This is a genomic window from uncultured Marinobacter sp. (genome assembly GCF_963974375.1).
GTDB lineage: Bacteria > Pseudomonadota > Gammaproteobacteria > Pseudomonadales > Oleiphilaceae > Marinobacter.
In genome coordinates this window covers 1-6,111 of record NZ_CAXBDN010000262.1, presented here as the reverse complement: position 1 = coordinate 6,111, position 6,111 = coordinate 1, and the positions used below count along the sequence as shown (strand labels likewise).

Genomic DNA, 6,111 nt, shown 5'->3' with positions numbered 1-6,111 from the left:
CCGTGATTCTGAGCGGCGTGGAAGAAGAGCGTCGCCAGATCAACTTCAAACTGGTTCAGGATGAAACGGCGGCGGCAGAGGCACCGAAAGCGGGCTGAGGTCTCTTGAAAACGGCTGACATTGCAGCCAACCTGTCTGTATCAGCTGCATTGGTATCTGACATCAGATAAGGAGGCTGTCATGCGTCCTGATGAGTTCATGAAGAAGTACGGTTTCGACAAGGAAGACGAATCCAACGATCATTCTCTGCGCCATAACGCACTGGAGCACGCCAGACACCTGAAGCGCCCCCACGCGGGCACCCCTCACGACTGGGAAGAGTGGGAGCGATTTCGTCGCGAACACCCGGATCAGGTGGAGGACGAGGAGGAAGGCGATAGCAAGTGACAGGGCCGGGGGCACGCCGCCGGCCGTCTTCAGTGAGCGTCTGCACTACCCTATCGGGCCGGTGGCTTCTCCAGCATCTGTTCCAGTTTCGCGTCCTTCCGCTGCCAGATGTCAGTCAGCCACGCCTTGATTTCCCGGCGGTAATCCGGGTCCTTCAGATAATCCCGCCGCTTCAGGTTATCGGGGATTGGGCGGGTTTCAATGTCCAGACGAATTTCAGGCACCCGGCCGCAGAGGAAATCCCAGAAACTGGGGGCACCACCAGGGTAGGCGATGGTCACGTCCACCAGGGTTTCGATGGAATCTCCCATGGCATCCAGCACAAAACCGACGGCACCGGCCTTCGGTGGCAACAGATGTTTGTAGGGTGACTTGAGCTGCTGATGCTTGGCCGGAGTAAAACGGGTGCCCTCCGCGAAATTCATGACACTGACCGGGGTGTAGCGGAACTTTTCACAGGCCTTGCGTGTGGTTTCCAGATCCTGGCCCCGCTTCTCCGGGTGCTTGAGCAGGTACTTCCGCGAGTGGCGCTTCATGAACGGGAAATCCAGGCCCCACCAGGCCAGTCCGATCAGTGGCACCCAGATCAGCTCTTTCTTCAGGAAAAACTTCAGAAACGGTGCCTTGCGGTTAAACACCCACTGCATGGCCAGGATATCGACCCAGCTCTGATGATTGCAGAGCACCATGTTCCAGCCTTCACGGCGCAGGTTCTCGGCACCGGTGACCTGCCAGCGGGTGCGCTGGGTCAGACGCATCCAGCCGTTATTACCCGCGACCCAGGCTTCCGCCACCCAGATGATGAAACGGGTGCACGCAACCTGGAAACCACGATGCGGAATCACCAGCTTGAGCAACGCCGGTACGTAGAGAAACAGTATCCAGAAAAGTGTATTAAGTACCAGCAACAAGACCGCAATCACACCCCGCAACGGCGCAGGCAGGAAACCCAGCATAGTATTGTCCTTTCATTATTTCCGGAAAGGCTGGCATCATAGCAAAGCTGCCTCACTCTGGCTCACTTCCGACACAACTGGCTCACAATAATGAACAAGCCACAGGGTTACGTTTTGCTCTGACCCGGGTATACTGAGCTTCCTATTTTGTAACTGCCATCTTTTATGCTTGCCCTCACCAGCATCTGGACCACTATTCTGTTGGCCGCCGCGGTAGCCCTTGGCCCGCTCGCCACCGACATGTACCTGCCGGCACTACCCAGCATGGGGCAGAGCCTGGGCGCAACTCCCGATCAGATCCAGTTGACGCTCAGCATCTATATGGCGGGGCTGGCGACCGCCCAGCTGTTCTGCGGCCCCCTGGGCGACCGCTTTGGCCGCAAGGCCATCATGATCAGCGGTTTCGTGTTGTTTTTCCTGGCCAGTATCGGTTGTGCTCTGGCCACCAACGTGGAAACGCTGATTCTCTGCCGCTTCCTGCAGGCAGTCGGCGGTTCCGCCGGCCCCGTGCTGGGCCGCGCCGCCATCCGCGATATCTATGCCCCCAGAGATGCCGCCCGCATCATGGCCTTGCTGGCCAGCATCATGGCGCTGGCCCCGGCTATAGCGCCCACCATAGGCGGCCTGTTACTGACCGGCTTTGGCTGGGCCTCCATATTCGTTGTTCTGGGTGGCTATGCCCTGGTCATGGCGCTGGTCGTTGCCTTTGGCATCCCGGAACCGATGAACCCGGCCAATCGCCAATCCCTGAAATTACGCAACCTGGGTCGCAATTACCGGATAATTCTCTCCAGCCCCACCTTCCTGGGCTATACCCTGACCAACGCCCTGATTTTCTCCGGGCTGTTTGCGTTTCTGTCAGGATCGTCATTTGTGCTGATCGACTTTCTCGGCGTGCCTCCCAGTCAGTTCGGTCTCTGGTTTGCCGGTGTGGTGGTGGGCTACATGGCGGGCAATCTTACCGCCGTTCGCCTGAGCAGTCGCTGGCTGCCTGACCAGATTCTGCTGCGGGGCCTGCTGATCGCCGTGGCCGGTGGTTGCAGCATGGCGGTACTGGCCATTCTCGACGTTCACAGCGTCTGGGCGGTGATGCTGCCCCAGAGCCTGTTCATGATTGGCATGGGCATGTGCATGCCACAAACCATGGCCGGAGCCCTGGCCAACTTCCCGACCATGGCCGGCTCTGCGTCCGCTCTGTTCGGTTCCCTGCAGATGACTCTGGCGGCACTGACGGGTATTCTCGTGGGCCAGCTGTACGCCGGAACGGCGCTGGCTATGGCAATGATCATTGCGGCCTGTGCCATCGCGGCGCTGGTGGTGTACCTGGTGATCGTCCGGCGCAACCCGGCCCCCGGATTCGAACCGGCCGGCATCTGACTTTGCCGGGTTGTCATTCGACGGGTCATCCAAAATGCACTACACAAGAGTATGTATTGTGCGGCGTTCACCCATCCGGCTATTTGCCGCGCCAACCTGACAACCAAGGAGATTTACCAATGAGCAACGTCACCCTGGGCGGTAACGCCATTGAAGTCACCGGCAAATTCCCCCAGCCCGGCGAGACAGCCCCCGACCTGACCCTGACCACTCAGGAGCTGCAGGACGTGGGCCTTGACCATTACGCCGGCAAACGCAAGATCCTCAACATCATCCCCAGCATCGACACCGGGGTTTGCGCCCAGTCCACCCGCAAGTTCAACGAAGAAGCCGGTAATCTGGACAATACGGTCGTACTCATTGTCTCTGCCGACCTGCCGTTTGCAGCCGGCCGCTTCTGTGGCGCTGAGGGCCTTAAGAATGTGGTGCCCCTGTCCAGCTTCCGCAATTACAGCTTCCAGAACGACTATGGCGTTGCTATCCAGACCGGCCCCCTGGCGGGCCTGACCGCTCGGGCAGTGGTGGTTCTCGACGAGGACAACAAGGTCCTGCACAGCGAGCTGGTCAGCGAAATCAAGAACGAGCCGGATTATGAGGCCGCGCTGAAGGTGCTGTAAGGGCGCCAGTTTCTCAGGTCCCATCCTTCGACAGGCTCAGGATGAACGGCGATTGGAAACGCCTGTTAAATCGGGTGACCCGTTCGCCCTGACCCTGAGCTCGGCGAAGGGTCGAAGGACGCTGACTCCGCAGGTCCCATCCTTCGACAGGCTCAGGATGAACGGGGGTTGGAAACGCCTATTAAATCGGGATTTCGGGAATTGAGCACTACGCACAAACTCCGTTCATCCTGAGCTCGTCGAAGGATGGGACCTCAGAAATTCGCGCCCTTCGACCCCACCTGCCAAACCCCAGAGCATGCCTTGACCACGAACCCAAATCCATCCCTCGCCCGCCAGCTTTACACCATGACCTGGCCCATGCTGTTCGGGGTGTTCTCGCTGATGACCTTCCAGCTGGCCGACAGTGCCTTTATCGGTCAGCTGGGTCGTGATCCGTTGGCGGCACTGGGCTTTACTGTGCCCATGCACCAGCTGATCACCGGCCTGCAGGTGGGCCTGGGTATTGCCACCACCGCCATCATTTCCCGCACCCTCGGGGCGGGTGACGAACAGCGGGCGGTGCATCTGGCCGGTCTGGTGGTCACTGTCGGTGCCATTGCGGTGATGCTGCTGGGGTTGTGTCTATGGCTGTTGCGGGACACCCTCATGGGATTGCTGGGGGCCGAAGACAGCCTGCTGCCGCTGATCCGCAGCTACTGGATTCCCTGGTTGGTGGCCGCCTGGACCGGCGCCATGCTCTATTTTGGCTACAGTATCTGCCGTTCCCACGGCGATACCAAATTGCCGGGGCTGCTGATGGTCATCACCAGCCTGCTCAACATCGCGCTCGACCCGCTGTACATTTTTGTATTCGGCTGGGGCCTGCCCGGCGCGCCGCTGGCCACCATCACGGCCTTTGGTATTGGCTGCCTGGTTATCTATCCGGCGCTGCTGCGGCGGGGATGGATCGGCTTTGACCTGATCCAGCTGAAGCTCAGCCAGTCACTGCGTCAGCTCGGCGGCATCATGGCCCCCGCCATGCTCAGTCAACTGATGCCACCGCTGTCCGCCATGCTGGCCACCGCCATGGTGGCGGGTTTTGGCTCTGCCGCAGTAGCGGCCTGGGGCCTCGGTACGCGGCTGGAGTTCTTTTCCATCGTGGTGGTGCTGGCTCTGACCATGTCCATGCCTCCGATGATTGGCCGCCTGCTGGGCAAGGGCGATATTGACACCATCAGGAGCCTTATCCGGATCGCCGTGCGGTTTGTGGTGGTGTGGCAGCTGGCGCTGGCACTGATCTGGCTGCTGGCCTCGGGGCTGGTATCACGCCTGTTCTCGGCAGACGCGGAGGTTTCCGGAATACTCACCGACTACCTGTTGCGGGTACCCCTGAGCTACAGCGGCCTGGGGGTCTGCATGCTGATGGTTTCCGTCTGTAACGCGCTGGGGCTCCCCATGCGGGCGCTGCTGACTTCCGTACTGCGTCTGTTTGCGTGCTTTCTGCCTCTGCTCTGGCTGGGCTCGCAGCTGGGAGGACTGACCGGATTGATGAGCGGGGCCCTGGCTGGCAACCTGCTGGCCGGCGTCATGGCCTACCTGTTCTATCGCAAGGGCATCCGCAACCTGGCGGACAGGGTGCAGAGGTCATCCTCTGAACCCTCGCCTTTAACCAATGGAGCCACCTCCTCATAAAGAGGTATATCGATAAAGTTCAAGAAAATTCCCCACAAAGCTGCTAGGCTTTTCTCCGAAAATCAGGACCTTTCAGGTCCTCGCTGAAGCGTATTCTTCAGGATACTCTGAGCATAACTTATACGGGCTGGCATGCCTCCAGGCACTCACTCTGCCTTCGCGGCCACGCCAGCGATGTCTAACGCCCGAACTGAAGAACAGTCTTCATGGCGCTTGCTCTCACCATTTTTCTGCCCCTGCTGGGCGCGTTGCTGCCTGCACTGAACCGGGATGCCAATACCCGGACGCTGGCGCTTATGACGGCGCTGCCGGTAACCATCAGCTTTCTGATTCTGCTGTACTGGGCACCCATGGTAATGGATGGCCACACCATCATCCGCGAGCTGGAATGGGTACCGTCACTCGGCCTCAGCTTTGCGCTGCGCCTGGATGGCCTGGGCTTGTTGTTTGCCCTGCTGATCACCGGCATCGGTGGCCTGATTTTGCTGTATGCCCGCTTTTACTTTGACGGCAAGGCCAGCGCCAGCCGCTTCTATACCCTGATTCTGTTGTTCATGGCCGCCATGCTGGGCATCGTGCTGTCGGAAAACCTGCTGGTGATGCTGGTGTTCTGGGAGCTCACCAGCCTGGTGTCGTTCCTGCTGATCGGCTTTACCAGCGACAAGTCCGGTGCCCGCCGGGGCGCCCGCATGTCGCTGGTGATCACCGGTGGCGGTGGCCTGCTGTTATTGGCGGGGCTGGTGCTGATGGGCCAGATTGTCGGTAGCTACCAGCTGACCGATGTACTGGCCGCCGGTGACCAGATCAAGGCTCACGCCCACTACCCGCTGGTTCTGAGCCTGGTATTACTGGGTGCCTTCACCAAGTCCGCCCAGTTCCCGTTTCATCTGTGGCTGCCCCACGCCATGGCGGCACCTACGCCAGTCTCCGCCTACCTGCACAGCGCCACCATGGTCAAGGCCGGACTGTTTCTGCTGGCGCGGCTGCACCCGGCGCTGGCGGATACCGAACTGTGGTTCACCCTGATTACCGTCACCGGCATGATGACCCTGATGGTAGGCGCCTTCGTGGCCATGTTCATGCACGACATGAAGGGCCTC

At 60.0% G+C, this 6,111-nt stretch carries 6 protein-coding genes; 5 read left to right on the top strand and 1 reads right to left on the bottom strand.

Going from position 1 to position 6,111, the window contains the following annotated elements:
• Positions 1–180: 180 nt before the first annotated feature.
• Positions 181–387 (top strand): hypothetical protein, encoded by a 207-nt coding sequence (locus AAC035_RS17670; protein ID WP_339806410.1) that lies wholly within the window; start codon positions 181–183, stop codon positions 385–387.
• Positions 388–437: 50 nt separating this feature from the next.
• Here AAC035_RS17670 and AAC035_RS17665 read toward each other — a convergent pair whose 3' ends face one another.
• Positions 438–1,343, bottom strand: a complete 906-nt coding sequence (locus tag AAC035_RS17665) for an acyltransferase (protein WP_339806408.1) — start codon at positions 1,341–1,343, stop codon at positions 438–440.
• Between the two features lie 165 nt (positions 1,344–1,508).
• Here AAC035_RS17665 and AAC035_RS17660 point away from each other — a divergent pair, with 165 nt between their 5' ends.
• The 4 genes from AAC035_RS17660 to AAC035_RS17645 form a co-directional block, all read left to right on the top strand.
• Positions 1,509–2,720 (top strand): multidrug effflux MFS transporter, encoded by a 1,212-nt coding sequence (locus AAC035_RS17660; protein ID WP_339806407.1) that lies wholly within the window; start codon positions 1,509–1,511, stop codon positions 2,718–2,720.
• A 119-nt stretch (positions 2,721–2,839) separates the two neighbouring features.
• Positions 2,840–3,337 (top strand): thiol peroxidase, encoded by a 498-nt coding sequence (tpx, locus tag AAC035_RS17655; protein ID WP_339806406.1) that lies wholly within the window; start codon positions 2,840–2,842, stop codon positions 3,335–3,337.
• A 348-nt stretch (positions 3,338–3,685) separates the two neighbouring features.
• Complete coding sequence (locus tag AAC035_RS17650; RefSeq protein WP_339806411.1) at positions 3,686–5,011, top strand: MATE family efflux transporter; 1,326 nt, start codon at positions 3,686–3,688, stop codon at positions 5,009–5,011.
• A gap of 206 nt (positions 5,012–5,217) precedes the next feature.
• The coding region (locus tag AAC035_RS17645) for a proton-conducting transporter membrane subunit (RefSeq protein ID WP_339806405.1) at positions 5,218–6,111 on the top strand (894 nt) is incomplete at its 3' end.